Genomic DNA, 14,020 nt, shown 5'->3' on the forward strand with positions numbered 1-14,020 from the left:
GTACGACGCTCAGTGCGCGTTAAGGGTTTGCCAACAGGGTATGCCGAAATGGCTGAGCAGTTCTGCGGTTTCGCACAGCGGCAAACCGACCACCGCCGAGTAGCTGCCATTGAGCCCGGTAACGAACACCGCGCCCAGCCCTTGAATCCCGTAGCCGCCCGCCTTGTCCCGGGGTTCGCCGCTGGCCCAATAGGCCGCCGCTTCATCGCGGCCGATGGTGCGAAAACGCACCAGACTGCGCACCACCAGAGACTCGCAACGTTCACCATCGTGCACCGCAATCGCCGTCAGCACTTCATGCTCATACCCGGACAACAGCATAAGCATGGCGCACGCTTCGGCTTCATCCACCGGTTTGCCGAGAATTTTCCCGTCCAGCACCACGGCAGTGTCGGCGCCCAGCACGCAGAAATCCGCATCGGACACGATCGCCCCGCGCCCGACCTCGGCCTTGCCGCGCGCCAGACGCTCGACATAGGCCGATGGGGATTCTTCAGGGAAAGGGGTTTCGTCGATGTCCGCGCTGATGGTGGTGAACGGCACACCGATCTGAGCGAGCAGTTCACGCCGACGCGGCGAGCCTGAGGCGAGGTACAGCTGTTTCATCAAGACATCTCCCTGTCTAGTGCCCTGTCTCACGAATACTGTTCCTTTTTGGCGAGACAGGGCACCGGGTGCGAGCACATGCCTGACCGAATTAATTGATTTTGTAGCGTCGACGCAAACCGCGCAAACCGAAGCTGATCCAAGGCCAGAGCAACGCACTGACCAGCGCTGGCAACACCAGCGCCAGGGTCGGCTGACGATTACCGGTCAGGGCGCTCAGCCACAACTGAACCAGTTGGGCGAGGCCGAAGATCACCAGGATCACCAGGCTCTGCTGCCACATCGGGAACATACGCAGGCGCTGTTGCAGCGACAGCACCAGGAATGTAATGAGCGTGAGGATCAATGCGTTCTGGCCCAGCAACGTGCCATACAGCACGTCTTCGGCCAACCCCAGGCACCAGGCCGTCACCATGCCGACTTTCTGCGGCATGGCCAACGCCCAGAAGGCCAACAGCAAGGCCAGCCACAAAGGACGCAGGATTTCCATGAATTGCGGCAGCGGTGAAACGCTGAGCAACATGCCGATGGCGAACGTCAGCCAGACCATCCAGCCGTTTCGGGAGGAAGTTGCACCGCCCATTATTCTGTTCCCCCAGTAGTGGCCGGCGCGGCGACAGGCGGTTTGGCAGCAGGCTTCACGGCCGCGGGTTTGGGTTTGGCGGCCGTCGCCGTGGGTGGCTTGGCGGCAGCAGGATGGGACGCAGCAGGTTTGACTGGGGTCGCGGCGGCAGGTGCGGCAGGTGCGGCAGCCGGAGTTGCAGCGGCAGCCGGTACCACCGACGCGGCCGGTTTCGGCACGGTTGCAGGAATGATCGGCCCGCCACCTTGCCGGTCCAGAGCCTCTTGAGCCTGGGCGGCTTCGTTGGCGCGCTCCTCGGCTGTGCGACCATCACTGAACACCAACAGCAAATAACGACTGCGGTTCAGCGCGGCAGTCGGCACCGCACGCACAATGGCAAACGGTTGACCGGAATCGTGGATCACTTCCTTGACCGTCGCTACCGGGTAACCCGCCGGGAAACGCTGACCGAGGCCGGAGCTGACCAGCAGATCGCCTTCCTTAATATCGGCAGTATCGGCCACATGACGCAGCTCAAGGCGTTCCGGGTTGCCGGTGCCGCTGGCAATCGCCCGCAGACCGTTACGGTTCACCTGCACCGGAATGCTGTGGGTGGTGTCGGTCAGCAACAGTACCCGAGAGGTGTACGGCATCAACTCGACCACCTGCCCCATCAGGCCGCGGGCATCGAGCACCGGCTGGCCGAGGATCACACCGTCGCGCTCACCTTTATTGATGATGATGCGATGGGTAAAGGGGTTGGGGTCCATGCCGATCAACTCGGCCACTTCGACCTTCTCGTTGACCAGCGCGGAAGAGTTGAGCAACTCGCGCAGCCGAACGTTCTGCTCGGTGAGGGCGGCAAGCTTTTGCATGCGGCCCTGCAACAGCAGGTTTTCGGTTTTGAGTTTTTCGTTTTCGGCGACCAGCTCGGTCCGGCTGCCGAATTGGCTGGCCACACCTTGCCATAGCCGCTGTGGCAGGTCGGTGATCCAGTAAGACTGCATCAGCACCAGCGACATTTGGCTACGCACTGGCTTGAGCAGTGTGAAGCGGGCATCGACCACCATCAGCGCGACCGATAGCACGACCAGCACCAACAAGCGCACGCCCAGTGAGGGGCCTTTGGTGAAAAGCGGTTTAATAAGCCGCTCCTCCCAGGCAAATGTTCTCTTTATTCATACGGCATCAAACCGGCCTGGATGCAGACTGACAGAAGATAAACGCCAACAGGCAGCACTGCAAAGTGCTGCCTGCGGGCTCACCAGCATAGATGCATCGGGCGAGATCACTCGCTCGACAGCAGGTCCATGGTGTGTTTATCCATCATTTCCAATGCACGGCCACCGCCGCGAGCAACGCAGGTCAGCGGGTCTTCGGCGACGATCACCGGCAGACCGGTTTCCTGGGCCAGCAACTTGTCGAGGTCGCGCAGCAAAGCGCCACCACCGGTCAGTACCAGACCACGCTCGGCGATATCGGAAGCCAGTTCCGGAGGCGATTGCTCCAGCGCACTTTTCACTGCCTGAACGATAGTGGCCAGCGACTCTTGCAGAGCTTCCAGCACTTCGTTGGAGTTCAGGGTGAATGCGCGTGGAACGCCTTCGGCCAGGTTACGGCCACGAACGTCGACTTCACGAACTTCGCCGCCCGGGTAGGCCGTACCGATTTCCTGTTTGATGCGCTCGGCGGTGGATTCGCCGATCAGGCTGCCGTAGTTGCGACGCACGTAGGTGATGATCGCTTCGTCGAAGCGGTCGCCGCCAACCCGTACGGATTCGGCATAGACCACACCGTTGAGGGAGATCAGCGCGATTTCAGTGGTACCGCCACCGATATCGACAACCATCGAACCGCGAGCTTCTTCAACCGGCAGGCCGGCACCGATTGCAGCAGCCATTGGCTCTTCAATCAGGAACACTTCACGGGCGCCGGCACCGAGGGCCGACTCACGGATGGCACGACGCTCAACCTGGGTGGATTTGCATGGAACGCAGATCAGCACACGAGGGCTAGGCTGCAAAAAGCTGTTTTCGTGAACCTTGTTGATAAAGTACTGCAGCATTTTTTCGCAAACGCTGAAGTCGGCGATCACGCCGTCCTTCATCGGACGAATGGCTGCAATATTGCCCGGCGTACGACCGAGCATGCGCTTGGCCTCGGTGCCGACAGCAACGACACTTTTCTGGTTACCGTGTGTCCGAATAGCCACAACCGATGGCTCATTCAGGACGATACCGCGCTCGCGCACGTAAATAAGGGTGTTGGCAGTGCCCAGGTCAATGGAAAGATCGCTGGAAAACATGCCACGCAGTTTCTTGAACATGGGAAAGGGACCCTAGGCAACGCGTGGGTAAAAAAGTGCGGCAAACTCTAACAACGACAGGGATTTTGGGCAAGGCGCCAATATGTTAAATTGGCTGCTTTTCTGTGCACCAAGCACCACAATCGCGGCCTTGAGACCGTAGATATGCGGTAGTGTTCCGACAATCTAACACACGGACGCGGTCCGTTTTGTTTTCCACTGGAGATTCCCATGGCGCTTGAACGCTCCGACGTGGAAAAAATCGCTCATCTGGCCTGCCTTGGCCTCAATGATGCCGATCTTCCACACATCACTTCGGCCCTGAACAGCATTCTCGGGCTGGTCGACGAAATGCAAGCGGTCAATACCGACGGTATCGAGCCGCTGGCCCACCCACTGGAAGCCAGCCAGCGCCTGCGTGCAGACGTCGTGACCGAGACCAATCATCGCGAGGCCTATCAGTCCATCGCACCAGCGGTCGAAAACGGCCTGTACCTGGTTCCGAAAGTCATCGACTAAAGGGAAAGAGCCTGCAATGCATCAATTGACTCTGGCCGAGATCGCCCGCGGACTCGCCGATAAAAAGTTTTCCTCCGAAGAGCTGACCAAAGTCCTGCTGGCGCGCATCGCCCAGCTCGACCCGCAGCTCAACAGTTTCATCAGCCTCACCGAAGACCTGGCACTGCAGCAGGCGAAAGCCGCTGACGCACGTCGGGCCAACGGTGAGAGCGGCGCCCTGCTCGGTGCGCCGATCGCCCACAAAGATCTGTTCTGCACCCAGGGCATCCGCACCAGCTGCGGCTCGAAGATGCTCGACAACTTCAAGGCGCCGTACGACGCCACCGTGGTCGCCAAACTGGCCGCTGCCGGGGCCGTGACTCTGGGCAAGACCAACATGGACGAATTCGCCATGGGGTCGGCCAACGAGTCGAGCTACTACGGCGCGGTGAAAAACCCGTGGAACCTGGAATATGTTCCGGGCGGTTCGTCCGGCGGTTCCGCGGCGGCGGTGGCCGCTCGTCTGTTGCCGGCGGCAACGGGCACCGACACCGGCGGCTCCATTCGTCAGCCCGCTGCGCTGACCAACCTAACCGGCCTGAAACCGACGTACGGTCGTGTTTCGCGCTGGGGCATGATCGCCTACGCATCCAGCCTCGATCAGGGCGGCCCGCTGGCCCGTACCGCCGAAGACTGCGCGATCCTGCTGCAAGGCATGGCCGGCTTCGACCCGCAGGACTCCACCAGCATCGACGAGCCCGTGCCTGATTACAGCGCCGGCCTCAACGGTTCGCTGCAAGGCCTGCGCATCGGCGTGCCGAAGGAATACTTCAGCGCAGGCCTGGACCCGCGCATCGCCGACCTGATCATGGCCAGCGTTGAAGAGCTGAAAAAGCTAGGCGCCGTGATCAAGGAAATCAGCCTGCCGAACATGCAGCACGCGATTCCTGCGTACTACGTGATCGCCCCGGCGGAAGCGTCCTCCAACCTGTCGCGCTTCGATGGCGTACGTTTCGGCTATCGCTGCGAAGACCCGAAAAACCTGGAAGACCTGTACAAGCGCTCCCGTGGCGAAGGTTTCGGCCCGGAAGTGCAGCGCCGGATCATGGTCGGTGCCTATGCACTGTCGGCCGGTTACTACGACGCCTACTACCTCAAGGCGCAGAAGATCCGTCGCTTGATCAAGAACGACTTCATGGCCGCCTTCAATGAGGTCGACATCATCCTCGGCCCAACCACGCCGAACCCGGCCTGGAAGCTCGGCGCCAAGAACAACGACCCGGTCGCCGCGTATCTGGAAGACGTCTACACCATCACCGCCAACCTCGCCGGTCTGCCGGGCTTGTCCATGCCTGCAGGTTTTGTCGATGGCCTGCCGGTCGGCGTGCAACTGCTCGCCCCGTATTTCCAGGAAGGTCGCCTGTTGAACGTTGCCCATCAGTATCAGCAAAACACTGACTGGCACACCCGCACCCCAACCGGCTTCTGAGGAGAAACACATGCAATGGGAAGTCGTGATCGGGCTGGAGATTCATACCCAGCTCACCACCCGGTCGAAAATCTTTTCCGGTAGTTCCACCACCTTCGGTTCCGAGCCGAACACCCAGGCCAGCCTGGTTGACCTCGGCATGCCCGGCGTATTGCCGGTGCTGAACCAGGAAGCAGTGCGCATGGCGGTGATGTTCGGCCTGGCCATCGATGCCGAGATCGGTCAGCACAACGTGTTCGCCCGCAAAAACTACTTCTACCCGGACCTGCCCAAGGGCTACCAGATCAGCCAGATGGAATTGCCGATCGTCGGCAAGGGCCACCTGGACATCGCCCTCGAAGACGGCACGGTCAAACGCGTCGGCATCACTCGCGCGCACCTGGAAGAAGACGCCGGTAAAAGCCTGCACGAAGAATTCAGCGGCGCCACTGGCATCGACCTGAACCGTGCTGGCACGCCGCTGCTGGAAATCGTTTCCGAACCAGACATGCGCAGCGCCAAGGAAGCCGTAGCTTACGTCAAGGCGATCCACGCGCTGGTACGCTACCTGGGCATCTGCGACGGCAACATGGCCGAAGGCTCGCTGCGTTGCGACTGCAACGTGTCGATCCGTCCGAAAGGCCAGGCCGAGTTCGGTACTCGCTGCGAGATCAAGAACGTTAACTCGTTCCGTTTCATCGAGAAGGCAATCAACAGCGAAGTACAGCGCCAGATCGAGCTGATCGAAGACGGCGGCAAGGTGATCCAGCAGACTCGCCTGTACGATCCGAACAAGGACGAAACCCGTCCAATGCGCAGCAAAGAGGAAGCCAACGACTACCGTTACTTCCCCGACCCTGACCTGCTGCCGGTAGTCATCGAGGACTCGTTCCTCAACGAGGTGCGCGCCACCCTGCCGGAACTGCCGCCGCAGAAACGCGAGCGTTTCCAGCAGCAGTTCGGTTTGTCGGTGTATGACGCCAGCGTCCTGGCCACCAGCCGCGAACAAGCCGATTACTTCGAGAAAGTCGTGAGCATCAGTGGCGACGCCAAACTGGCGGCCAACTGGGTCATGGTTGAACTGGGCAGCCTGCTGAACAAGCAAGGCCTGGACATCGACCAGTCGCCGGTTTCGGCCGAGCAACTGGGCGGCATGCTGTTGCGCATCAAGGACAACACTATCTCCGGCAAGATCGCCAAAGTGGTGTTTGAAGCCATGGCCAACGGCGAAGGCAGCGCGGACGAAATCATCGACAAACGCGGCCTCAAGCAAGTGACCGACACCGGCGCGATCTCGGCGGTACTGGACGAAATGCTCGCGGCCAACGCTGAACAGGTCGAACAATACCGCGCGGCAGACGAAGCCAAACGCGGCAAGATGTTCGGCTTCTTCGTCGGCCAGGCCATGAAAGCCTCCAAAGGCAAGGCCAACCCGCAACAGGTCAACGAACTGCTTAAAAGCAAGCTTGAAGGCTGATGAGAATGGAGCCAACTTTCAATATTGGCTCCATTCCTTGTGGCGAGGGAGCTTGCTCCCGCTGGTCTGCGAAGCAGGCCCAAATCGGCAACCGCACTCTTTCAGCGAGAATGCATCAGCCGATTTTGCGACCGTTTCTTGGTCGAGCGGGAGCAAGCGCCCTCGCCACATTTATTTTGGGAGCCGTCCAAATGAAACGTCTGCTCAGCGCGTGCGCCTTACTCTCTCTGCTGGCCGGTTGTGCCAGTACCGACACCATCGATCCACACGGCTACGACAAGACCGGCACGGCTTCGTATTACGGTGCCAAGCACCATGGCAAAAACACCGCCAGCGGTGAGCGTTTCAACCAGCATGGCCTGACCGCTGCCCATCGCCAGTTGCCATTCGGCACCCGGGTGAAGATTACCAACCTGAATAACGACAGATCCTGCGTGGTACGCATCAACGACCGTGGACCGTATTCTCGCGGGCGCCTGATCGACGTGTCCCGTGAAGCGGCCGAACAGTTGGGCATGCTGCGCAGTGGCACCGCGAAGGTTCGGGTGCAAGCCCTCGACGACTGATAGATGGAGCGCTGACTATTTTCGGACTGGCCGATTTACCCCTGATCAGCGTGATTGAATTGCTCTGCGGTCTGTTTTTATTGATCGCCGGCGCCGAACTGATGGTGCGCGCCGCGGTACGCCTGGCCGCGCGCCTGCATGTGCGGCCGCTGATCATCGGCCTGACCATCGTGGCCCTCGGCAGCAGCGCACCGCAGATGGCAGTCAGCTTGCAAGCCACCCTGGCGCAAAACGCCGACATCGCCGTCGGTAGCGTGATCGGCAGCAGCATCTTCAACATCCTCGTCACCCTCGGGCTCTCGGCGCTGATTACTCCATTGCGGGTTTCGCGACAATTGGTGCGTCTGGATATTCCACTGATGATCGGCGCCAGCCTGCTGGTGTTCATACTGGCGTGGAACAAAGAACTGAATCGGGTCGACGGCATGATGCTGCTGGCCGCGCTGGCGCTGTACCTGGGCTTGCTGCTGCGCCAGTCGCGGCACTCGACCCGTCCGCCATCAGGGGCTCATGAAGCGTCGCAGGCACCGTGGTTCAGCAGCCTGCTGATGATTGTCGCCGGGCTGGCGATGCTGGTGTTCGCCGGGCACTTGTTGCTCGGCGCCGCGGTGGCGGTCGCGACCGACCTGGGGTTGTCGGAGCGGATCATCGGCCTGACCATCGTCGCCGTCAGCACCTCCCTGCCGGAACTGGCCACTTCGTTGATCGCCGCGCTGCGCGGTCAGCGGGACATCGCGGTGGGCAACGTGATCGGCAGCAACCTGTTCAACCTCTTGGGCGTGCTCGGGCTGACCGCATTGATCGCGCCATCACCACTGTCGGTCTCGCCCAACGCGCTGGATTTCGATTTGCCGGTGATGCTTGGAGTCGCGCTGCTGTGCCTGCCTGTGTTCTATTCCGGCTACCGGGTGACCCGCGCCGAAGGCCTGCTGTTTTTGGGCTTGTACCTGGCCTATGGGCTGCACGTGGTGTCGTTCACCGCGGGCATGCCACTGGCCGGCAAGCTTGAACACCTGATGCTGTTTTTCGTCCTGCCAGCGCTGGTGGCGTTTTTGCTGTTCACCTCGCTTCGCGCCTGGCGTCGCCAACACCACAAGAGGGAAATGCCATGAGCACTGATAAGAAGCCTGGGGTTGAAATCCGCCGCCAAGTGATGGGCGACGCGTTCGTCGACCGCGCCCTGGGCAACGCCACCGAATTCACCCAGCCGTTGCAGGACTTCGTCAATGAGCACGCCTGGGGCGGCGTGTGGAACCGTGAAGGTTTGCCGCTGAAAACCCGCAGCCTGATCACTCTCGCTGCGCTGACCGCGTTGAAGTGCCCGCAAGAACTGAAAGGCCATGTGCGCGGTGCGTTGAACAACGGTTGCACGGTGGAAGAGATTCGCGAAGCGCTGCTGCATTGCGCGGTGTATGCCGGTGTGCCGGCGGCGATCGATGCATTTCGGGCGGCGCAGGAAGTGATCGACACCTATCAGAAGCCGGAGTAGGCGACCTGAAGAACACCGCAAATCCCGAGGTTAGATCCACCCACCCCACTGCAACAGAAAGATCCCGATGTTGGTGGTGACCGCCGCCATCAGTGTAGTAATCACGATGATCGCCGCCGCCAGTTCATGATTGCCATTGGCCTGCCGGGCCATGACGAAACTGGCCGCGGCGGTCGGGCTGCCGAAGTACAGAAACAGAATCCCCAACTCCGCCCCACGAAAGCCCCAGAGCCAGGCGCCGAGTGTCGCCAGCACCGGCAGGCCGATCATCTTCACCAGACTTGAACTCAGCGCCATCGTGCCGCTTTTGCGCATTGCCGCCAGCGACAACGTGCCACCGATGCAGATCAATGCCAATGGCAAGGTGGTTTGCGCCAAATATTGACCGGACCTCTCCAGCCACCCCGGCAAGCCGATCTGGAACCAGGCAAATGGTGCGGCTGCAATCACACTGATGACCAGCGGATTGGCCATCACACTTTTGCAGATACTCCACGGATCAGACTTGATCACCGGGCTATAGACCGCCAGCACAATGGTTGAGAGCGTGTTGTAAAACAGGATCACCAGCGCCGCGAGAATCGCCCCAAGGGAAATGCCATAGTCGCCGTACATGCTCGCCGCCAGGGCCAGGCCGATTACCCCGTTATTGCCGCGAAACGCGCCTTGGGTGTAAATGCCCCGATCTTCCCGCGGGCATTTCCAGATCGCCCAACCCCAGGCAATTGCAAAGCACATCAGGGTCGCGACCGAGAAGTAGATCAGCAGCGCCGGTTGCAACGCAGCGTGCAGGTCGGCATGCAAGATGCCCAGAAACAGCAACGCCGGCATGGTGACATTGAACACCAGGGCCGACGCAGTATGGATGAAGTTGTCGTTGATCCAGTCGATGCGCTTGAGCAGCACACCCAGAAACAGCATGGCAAACACCGGCGCAGTGATGTTCAGGGTTTCGAGGAAAATAGCCAGCATGCCGGGGGAACCTTGGGTGGGCGTCGTTAGGGGGCTAATGATAAGCCACCGGAGACGTCGGCGTCTGGTAGACCGTCTTCGCAGGCTTGCCCGCGAAGACGTCCTGATAAACGCCAAATTAACCTCAGGTTACTTACCGATAGAAATCTTCGGCGCCCAAGTCAGCCATTCATCTTCAAACTTGTCGAACAGCGGAAACGTTTGCTCGGGCCGCGCCGGGACACCCATGCGGTCGCCATCCGGTGTGGCAAAGGCGATACCGCCCTGGATCAGCGTCTCCAGCGATTCGGTGCGTATGGTTGCGCCTTTGAACAAGCCGTAGTCAAAACCAAAACCACTGGTGTTCCAGAACCGCGTGCCACTGCGCACCAATGGCGCGTACTTCGGCTCGATCAGGATGTGTACCAACACTCGATCCGCCGTCTGGCCCAGCTCATAGCCAGTCACCTTGCCCACCGTGATTTCGCGATAGGTGACGGGCACACCGGTCTTCAGCGAGCCTCGACGAGCAGCACTCAATACCAGGCTCAAACCGGCCTCTTCCTTGGCGGTTTCCGGAGGATTGGTCAGCGCTACGAAGTCCTTTTGCGGACCGAGATTCTTCGGCGCCGGTTGCACTTCGATGTACTGCCCGGTCACCAGCGTCTCAAGGTTGGACGTCTTGATCAGACCTAATTCAGGTTTGACCACCCAGAACTGACTGCCCACTCGAGCGATACGCTCCGGCACTTCCGTGATTCGCGCAGTCAGCAGCACCGATTGCAGGTCGTCGCTGAGGTCGACGTCTTCGACCTTGCCGACGTCGAGGCCTTTGAACCGGATCGGCGTGCCCGTGCGCAGACCATCGGCGCGATCGACCTTGATGGTCACCACGGCGCCTTTCTGGTTTGCCTCTTCATGACTGGCGAACAGACGGAAACGTGGAATGCGCTTCTGCAACGGCGCTTTGGCTTCCGGGGTTTCGAAAGCAATGCCGCCGGCCATCAGGCTTTGCAAAGACTCACTTTTGACCTGGATGCCGCCGGTCAGTCCACCCGTCAGCGTAATACCGCTGGCATTCCAGAAGCGCGTCGAGGCGTTGACCAGCCCCTCGTATTCCTTCTCGATGTGCACACCGATCATCAGCTGTTTTTTAGTGCGAGAGAACTGGTAGCTCTGCACCGAACCCACCTTGACCTGCTTGTAGAGAATCGGACTGCCGACTTCCAGTGAGCCGAGGTTTTCGGTGAACAGCACCAGATGCAGGCCCGGCGAACGCAGATCCAGCGGCGGAGCCTTGGCCCGTGCTTCGAACTCGCGCTGCGGTGCGCCACCCTTGTCGCCAGGGCGCACGGCGATGTAGTTACCTTTGACCAATGCTTCCAGACCGGTGATACCGGCAAGCGAAATTGATGGTTTGACCACCCAGAACTGTGTGCCGGTGACCAGGTAATCCTCAGCCAATGGGTCGAGCGTCAGCTCGGCGGTTGCGCTGGAGAGGTCCGGGTCAATCTTGAGCGCTTTCAGATTGCCGACCTGAATGCCTTTGTACATCACCGGTGTACGACCGGCCTGCAGGCCTTCGAAATCGCTGAGTTTGACCTTGACCCGAATACCGGCGGCGGCTGCATCGAAGTCTTCGTAGAGACGGAACGGCAGGCTTGGATCGGTGGGCGGGCTGTCCTTGCGGTTTTCCGGTGTAGCAAACGCAATACCACCAGCGACGATGCTGGCGAGGGACTCGCTACGCACTTTCACACCGGACAGGTTGGCATCGATGCTGATACCGCTGGCATTCCAGAAACGCGTGTGTTTGCGTACCAGGCTGGCGTAGGTCGGTTCGATGAAGACTTTGAGTTCAACGGTGTTCTGGTCCGCGGACAGCAAATAGCTTTTGATCTGACCGACCTGGATCTGCTTGTAGAACACCGGGCTGCCGCGATTCAGCGAACCGAGACGATCAGCCTTGATGGTCAGGTGCAGACCAGGCTTGGCGTCCGACAGCGGCGGCTCTTCGGCCAGGGCCTTGAACTTGCGGGTCGGTTCGCCCTCTCCCGGACTGACAGCCACATAGTTACCCGAGACCAGCGTCTCCAGGCCCGTGATACCGGCCAGGGTTACGCTCGGCTTGACCAGCCAGAAACGCGTGCTGGTTCTGAGGTATTGCTCCACGTCCTTATTCATCTCGATGGTGGCGATCACGCCTTTGGAGCTGCCTTCGTCATCGAGTGTGAGGGCTTTCACCTTACCGACCGACATACCTTTGTAAACGACTTCGGTCTTGTTGGCCTGAATACCTTCGCCGCTTTCGAAGCGCACATGGATCTCAATGCCTGTCTCGCTATAAGCACGCCAGGCGAGCCAACCGCCAATGAGCAAGGCGATCAGGGGCAATACCCAAATGGCAGACCAGTTAGAGGCCGGTCGGGTTTTCGCTGTAGGCAAATCAGTCATGGTCGTCGTCCGACTCCGTGTTATCCCAAATCAGTCGGGGATCGAAAGTTACTGCGGCAAGCATCGTCAGAATCACCACACTGGCGAAGGCGATGGCGCCAAGGTTGGCTTCGACGCTGGCTAGCCGTCCGAAATTCACAACCGCCACTAGGATAGCGATCACAAAAATATCGAGCATCGACCAGCGGCCGATGAACTCGATAAAGCGGTACATCCATATACGTTGGCGTGCGGAGAGTGGCTGGCGGCGCTGCACCGAAAACAGCAGCAACCCGATGCCCACCAGTTTGAACGTAGGAACCAGAATACTGGCGATAAAAACCACAGCAGCGATTGGAATCATGCCGTGCTGAACCAGTTGGATCACGCCGGACATGATGGTGCTCGGATCACCCTGCCCCAGGGAACTGACGGTCATGATCGGCAGCACATTGGCCGGGATGTAAATAATCGCAGCGGTGACCAGCAGCGCCCAGGTACGCATCAGGCTGTTCGGTCGGCGCGCATGAACCAACGCACCACAGCGGGTGCAGACCTGCTCGTCGGTGCCAGCTTCCTGCTTGCTCAACTCGTGGCATTCGGCACAAATCAGAATGCCCGCATCAATCGCCCGCATGGGCATCTTCTCCTGATAATGCCTGCCAGATCTGGTGCGGCGACATCACCACTTCCAGCCAGACCTGGACCAACAACAAACTGATGAAGCACGCCAAACCAAGACCTACGGTAATCGCCGCCATATCGGCCAATTTGACGATCGCGACCAGCACGCCCATGAGGTAAACCTCAAGCATCCCCCAATCCCGAAGATGGTGATAAATGCGGTAGAGCAGCAAACCGTAGCTGCGTCCGATATTGAATCGGATACTCAGCAGCACCACCAATTGGCAGAGCAGCTTGAGCAGCGGAATCCCCATGCTGCAGAGAAATACGACTGCTGCTACGCCCTGCATACCGGTATCGAACAAACCGAGAACACCGCTCCAGACAGTGTCATTCGATGACTGCCCGAGTAGATGGAGCTGCATGATGGGTAAAAAGTTCGCGGGGATATACAACAACAGTGCGGCAATGACCAAGGCGAGACTGCGCTGCACGACATTGTGCCGATGGGCATACAGCTCATAACCGCAGCGTGGACAAATGGCCTTCTCACCATGGGCGAGTTCAGGCTTGCGCATCAGCAAGTCGCACTCATGACACGCCACCAAACCGTCCAGTGGTAAATCTGACAGCCCAGGGGTGTCAACCGGATCTGGCATAAAGGCTCTGGCTCCAAAAATGTTGGACCTATTCTAGTGTCCTGACTCGAAAATAACTGTGCATTTTTGTGTTGCCAGAGAAGTAGACTTTTTCTGCGGGCAAAACAAAACCCCTACCTGCATACGCAGATAGGGGTTTCGGAATTTAATCTTGACGATGACCTACTCTCACATGGGGAAACCCCACACTACCATCGGCGATGCATCGTTTCACTTCTGAGTTCGGGATGGGATCAGGTGGTTCCAATGCTCTATGGTCGTCAAGAAATTCGGGTACCGAACCGTCTTTCGACGTTTCAGCAAATTGGGTATGCGATAGTTTGTGCGGCTTTTGTGAATGGTTGCGAACTTTCGGTTCATTGCGTCTTCACACACCGCAATC

The 14,020-nt window shown here is 59.4% G+C and carries 14 protein-coding genes and 1 rRNA gene; 6 read left to right on the plus strand and 9 right to left on the minus strand.

Annotated features, from left to right (window positions below; genetic code table 11):
* Positions 1-9 precede the first annotated feature (9 nt).
* From F475_RS17180 to mreB, 4 genes are all read right to left on the minus strand, one after another.
* Positions 10-606 (minus strand): nucleoside triphosphate pyrophosphatase, encoded by a 597-nt coding sequence (locus tag F475_RS17180; RefSeq protein ID WP_111454345.1) that lies wholly within the window; start codon positions 604-606, stop codon positions 10-12.
* Positions 607-697: 91 nt separating this feature from the next.
* Positions 698-1,189 (minus strand): rod shape-determining protein MreD, encoded by a 492-nt coding sequence (mreD, locus tag F475_RS17185; protein ID WP_086944700.1) that lies wholly within the window; start codon positions 1,187-1,189, stop codon positions 698-700.
* On the minus strand, positions 1,189-2,313 hold the full coding sequence (gene mreC, locus F475_RS17190) for a rod shape-determining protein MreC (RefSeq protein ID WP_111454346.1): 1,125 nt from the start codon (positions 2,311-2,313) through the stop codon (positions 1,189-1,191). Before mreC ends, mreD begins: the two co-directional genes overlap by 1 nt.
* Positions 2,314-2,456: 143 nt before the next feature.
* Positions 2,457-3,494, minus strand: a complete 1,038-nt coding sequence (mreB, locus tag F475_RS17195; RefSeq protein WP_002555108.1) for a rod shape-determining protein MreB — start codon at positions 3,492-3,494, stop codon at positions 2,457-2,459.
* A 210-nt stretch (positions 3,495-3,704) separates the two neighbouring features.
* On the opposite strand from mreB, the gene gatC reads away from it, so the two are divergent.
* From gatC to F475_RS17230, 6 genes are all read left to right on the plus strand, one after another.
* The gene (gatC, locus tag F475_RS17200; RefSeq protein WP_007901429.1) at positions 3,705-3,992 is read left to right on the plus strand and encodes an Asp-tRNA(Asn)/Glu-tRNA(Gln) amidotransferase subunit GatC; all 288 of its coding nucleotides are present in this window, start codon (positions 3,705-3,707) and stop codon (positions 3,990-3,992) included.
* Positions 3,993-4,008: 16 nt separating this feature from the next.
* Entirely contained in the window at positions 4,009-5,460 is a 1,452-nt protein-coding gene (gene gatA, locus F475_RS17205; protein WP_018927218.1) for an Asp-tRNA(Asn)/Glu-tRNA(Gln) amidotransferase subunit GatA, read from the plus strand.
* 10 nt (positions 5,461-5,470) lie between these two features.
* Positions 5,471-6,916 (plus strand): Asp-tRNA(Asn)/Glu-tRNA(Gln) amidotransferase subunit GatB, encoded by a 1,446-nt coding sequence (gene gatB, locus F475_RS17210; protein ID WP_018927219.1) that lies wholly within the window; start codon positions 5,471-5,473, stop codon positions 6,914-6,916.
* A gap of 191 nt (positions 6,917-7,107) precedes the next feature.
* Positions 7,108-7,482 (plus strand): septal ring lytic transglycosylase RlpA family protein, encoded by a 375-nt coding sequence (locus F475_RS17220; RefSeq protein WP_064620325.1) that lies wholly within the window; start codon positions 7,108-7,110, stop codon positions 7,480-7,482.
* A 50-nt stretch (positions 7,483-7,532) separates the two neighbouring features.
* Positions 7,533-8,594 (plus strand): calcium/sodium antiporter, encoded by a 1,062-nt coding sequence (locus tag F475_RS17225; RefSeq protein WP_111454347.1) that lies wholly within the window; start codon positions 7,533-7,535, stop codon positions 8,592-8,594.
* A complete protein-coding gene (locus F475_RS17230; protein ID WP_007941215.1) occupies positions 8,591-8,971 on the plus strand; it encodes a carboxymuconolactone decarboxylase family protein in 381 nt (126 codons plus the stop codon). The genes F475_RS17225 and F475_RS17230 overlap by 4 nt, the downstream gene beginning before the upstream one ends.
* Before the next feature lie 30 nt (positions 8,972-9,001).
* Here F475_RS17230 and F475_RS17235 read toward each other — a convergent pair whose 3' ends face one another.
* The 5 genes from F475_RS17235 to rrf form a co-directional block, all read right to left on the minus strand.
* Entirely contained in the window at positions 9,002-9,943 is a 942-nt protein-coding gene (locus tag F475_RS17235; RefSeq protein WP_018927222.1) for an AEC family transporter, read from the minus strand.
* Between the two features lie 129 nt (positions 9,944-10,072).
* A complete protein-coding gene (locus F475_RS17240; protein WP_064620337.1) occupies positions 10,073-12,376 on the minus strand; it encodes an intermembrane transport protein PqiB in 2,304 nt (767 codons plus the stop codon).
* A complete protein-coding gene (locus tag F475_RS17245; RefSeq protein WP_111454348.1) occupies positions 12,369-12,992 on the minus strand; it encodes a paraquat-inducible protein A in 624 nt (207 codons plus the stop codon). The genes F475_RS17240 and F475_RS17245 overlap by 8 nt, the downstream gene beginning before the upstream one ends.
* On the minus strand, positions 12,979-13,638 hold the full coding sequence (locus tag F475_RS17250; protein WP_111454349.1) for a paraquat-inducible protein A: 660 nt from the start codon (positions 13,636-13,638) through the stop codon (positions 12,979-12,981). The genes F475_RS17245 and F475_RS17250 overlap by 14 nt, the downstream gene beginning before the upstream one ends.
* A gap of 149 nt (positions 13,639-13,787) precedes the next feature.
* Positions 13,788-13,903 (minus strand): 5S ribosomal RNA (gene rrf / locus F475_RS17255).
* Positions 13,904-14,020 lie beyond the last annotated feature (117 nt).

Origin of the sequence: Pseudomonas sp. URMO17WK12:I6, assembly GCF_003253625.1 — a bacterium.
In the GTDB taxonomy this organism is placed as follows: Bacteria; Pseudomonadota; Gammaproteobacteria; order Pseudomonadales; family Pseudomonadaceae; genus Aquipseudomonas.

Excerpts from the sequence above, each read along its gene's own strand:
- gatB (WP_018927219.1), top strand. The coding sequence starts at position 5,471 with ATGCAATGGGAAGTCGTGATCGGGCTGGAGATTCATACCCAGCTCACC.
- F475_RS17230 (WP_007941215.1), top strand. The coding sequence starts at position 8,591 with ATGAGCACTGATAAGAAGCCTGGGGTTGAAATCCGCCGCCAAGTGATG.
- F475_RS17220 (WP_064620325.1), top strand. The coding sequence starts at position 7,108 with ATGAAACGTCTGCTCAGCGCGTGCGCCTTACTCTCTCTGCTGGCCGGT.
- F475_RS17235 (WP_018927222.1), bottom strand. The coding sequence starts at position 9,943 with ATGCTGGCTATTTTCCTCGAAACCCTGAACATCACTGCGCCGGTGTTT.
- mreD (WP_086944700.1), bottom strand. The coding sequence starts at position 1,189 with ATGGGCGGTGCAACTTCCTCCCGAAACGGCTGGATGGTCTGGCTGACG.
- F475_RS17180 (WP_111454345.1), bottom strand. The coding sequence starts at position 606 with ATGAAACAGCTGTACCTCGCCTCAGGCTCGCCGCGTCGGCGTGAACTG.
- mreB (WP_002555108.1), bottom strand. The coding sequence starts at position 3,494 with ATGTTCAAGAAACTGCGTGGCATGTTTTCCAGCGATCTTTCCATTGAC.
- gatA (WP_018927218.1), top strand. The coding sequence starts at position 4,009 with ATGCATCAATTGACTCTGGCCGAGATCGCCCGCGGACTCGCCGATAAA.
- F475_RS17250 (WP_111454349.1), bottom strand. The coding sequence starts at position 13,638 with ATGCCAGATCCGGTTGACACCCCTGGGCTGTCAGATTTACCACTGGAC.
- gatC (WP_007901429.1), top strand. The coding sequence starts at position 3,705 with ATGGCGCTTGAACGCTCCGACGTGGAAAAAATCGCTCATCTGGCCTGC.
- F475_RS17245 (WP_111454348.1), bottom strand. The coding sequence starts at position 12,992 with ATGCGGGCGATTGATGCGGGCATTCTGATTTGTGCCGAATGCCACGAG.
- F475_RS17240 (WP_064620337.1), bottom strand. The coding sequence starts at position 12,376 with ATGACTGATTTGCCTACAGCGAAAACCCGACCGGCCTCTAACTGGTCT.